The following is a 458-nucleotide window of genomic DNA, read 5'->3' as shown; positions in this document are numbered from 1 at the left end:
ATTAGATTAAATTTAGCCTACATCTATATGTAATACATCAGGTTTCGGCATGCTGCCTACCATTATGATGAGGGTAATTTCGGCAGGAGTTTCACGCAGCCCGCTCTTTTAGACTGCTTAATCAGAAAACCATTTTCGAAGATTATTGTTTTGGTTCAACCACTTTTGCCAGCAGATGCACCAGCTCGGCATTCTGTAATTCGACCTGTTTTAGTTTGGTCGTGGTCTGGTCCAGTACTTCTTGCTGTACATGCATCTTTTTAGCCAGATCCTGCATAATCTCTAAGGTCTTTTTTAGATTATCTTCCAGATTCGCGACCTTTTGCTCGACCGCAACACCCTCCAATTCAGGACCAGTTTCAACCTGATTGAACTGCAGCCAGATCAGGAAAATCACCGCCAGTGTCAGGAGTGTAATAAAGCCCCACATTAATAACATTGCTTTTGCTCTTCTAGTT

The 458-nt window shown here is 42.4% G+C and carries 1 protein-coding gene; it reads right to left on the bottom strand.

Features of this window, described 5'->3' with window-relative positions; genetic code table 11:
* Nucleotides 1-142: 142 nt before the first annotated feature.
* Nucleotides 143-439 carry a hypothetical protein gene (locus B4033_RS07050; RefSeq protein WP_004892573.1) on the bottom strand — a complete coding sequence of 99 codons (297 nt, stop codon included), beginning with the start codon at nucleotides 437-439 and terminating at the stop codon, nucleotides 143-145.
* Between the last annotated feature and the right edge of the window lie 19 nt (nucleotides 440-458).

The sequence above is a fragment of the Acinetobacter sp. UBA3132 genome (assembly GCF_002364825.1).
GTDB lineage: Bacteria > Pseudomonadota > Gammaproteobacteria > Pseudomonadales > Moraxellaceae > Acinetobacter > Acinetobacter schindleri.
The sequence above is the reverse complement of the archived record's forward strand: the minus strand, read 5'-3'. Positions and strand labels throughout refer to the sequence as shown.